Genomic DNA, 1,686 nt, shown 5'->3' with positions numbered 1-1,686 from the left:
CGCCGCGACGGCCTCCACGGCGAGCTCCCTGGTCTCCAACGGGTACATGCGGACTCCAATCCGGACACCGGAGTGTCCAACTTTTTGTCCGCACCCCCGTTCCTCCAGGAAAATTGACGTTTGTGGTAATTGCCTCACTAGGCCAATGCTGGCTGAAGTGAACGGATGTGTGCCCTCGCGATCTTGGCTTTCTGAGGCCGACCCCCTTCTCGCTCTCTTCGCCAACGAAGCCGTATGACGGAATAAGCATCTTTTTGTTAAGCAGGAGTTCATTGTGGCATACAGGACACTCACCTTTATCGCTGTAGTTTTCTATCGGCCAGACGAAAGTTCCGCAAGTGGGGCATTTTCCGTATCGTCGGACTTGAAGCTCTTGGCCTTTGGGCTTCTTGACGCCTACGGATTTCCAAAGGGTTTTACCTGCAACGATTTCTGAGCCAGGCGCATATTCTCTGATAGCTTGGCGCATACCTCTGGAAAGAGATAGCCTGTTCTCTTCAACGGATTGTTGTATTACGGGAAGATGGAGTTCTACGAGGTCGGTCGGAAAACCATATTTTGGAAGGATGCCATTTTCCGCTAGGACAGCAATGGTTTTTTCCTTTTTAAGCGCGTCTCTGGATTTGAATAAGCTTGAGGTCAACCGATCATTGACGTCTATATTCTGCTCAATACCTTCTTGGATTCGTTCAAAGTCAGCATGCTTGAGGCTATGAGCAATCGGTAATCTACCTCCTTCTTTTCCATTGCGCCAATCAAGAGGGTTTACGAGCTTAGCGACCCATTTCCACCTCTCTACTCCGATCTCATTTGCGACTGAAAGATTTTGGGGAATGATTCGTGCGATCTGCGATCGTATGCTATTGGGCCGTGATGCGAGATATGTCTGCAATTCCTTGAGGCCGTTTGGTTCCGCACTGGAGAGATCCATGAAGTCATTGTAGTCGTGGGAAAAATCCTTATTCAAAACCTCATGAGCATAACGGAAAAATTCAGACATAGCGACAGCGAAGACATGGCGTACGGCGATGGCTGCGTTGTCCAGATAGCACATAGGAACTCTTGTTTCACCGGCGATTATCTTTGCAGGATCGTTGAAATGCGCAATGTCGTGAGGACGAAGGCGCGCAAACGTGATTGCGTATCCAGGTTTTCCCGCACGACGTCCAACCCGGCCGGCCCGTTGGGTGTAGTTTGCAGTAGTAGGAGGAATATTTCTCATAAAGACGGCTCGCAAGTCGCCAACGTCCACGCCTAGTTCAAAGGTTGTAGTGCAACTGAGCACATTCACGTTTCCTTTGATGAAGTCGGCTTGGATTTCCCTTGCCCTTTTGGACGACAGCTGTGCTGTGTGTTCCTGAATGTCGAGGGGGAGAGCATCTTCTTGATATACTGCTTTGTAGTAACGATCTTTGTTTCTTGCTTCGGTGAACGTCGTTTTTACCATCGACCCCTCGCATTTCGTCGTGGTGCAGACTCCGTTCGTGTAAAGATGAGTCTCGCATCCGCATGCGTCGCATCGATATATAATATCGTCGTTCGAGTGGGGGCAGATTGTCCAGATATCTTTATTGAGCCTGAATCTTTCTGCGTACGGTACGCCTGAGCGGTGACTGTTCCACGCTACGCCGATGATGTATGTCCACAGCGCCGATGCCTGTTCCATGCAGCGCCGATAATCGGGAG

At 50.1% G+C, this 1,686-nt stretch carries 1 protein-coding gene; it reads right to left on the bottom strand.

The features are described 5' to 3' along the window. A partial coding sequence (locus ACW4QM_RS11435) for a helicase-related protein (RefSeq protein WP_455798470.1) occupies positions 1–1,447 on the bottom strand: 1,447 nt, incomplete at its 3' end. Positions 1,448–1,686 lie beyond the last annotated feature (239 nt).

The sequence above is a fragment of the Adlercreutzia sp. CNCM I-6207 genome (genome assembly GCF_977072305.1).
The sequence above is the reverse complement of the archived record's forward strand: the minus strand, read 5'-3'. Positions and strand labels throughout refer to the sequence as shown.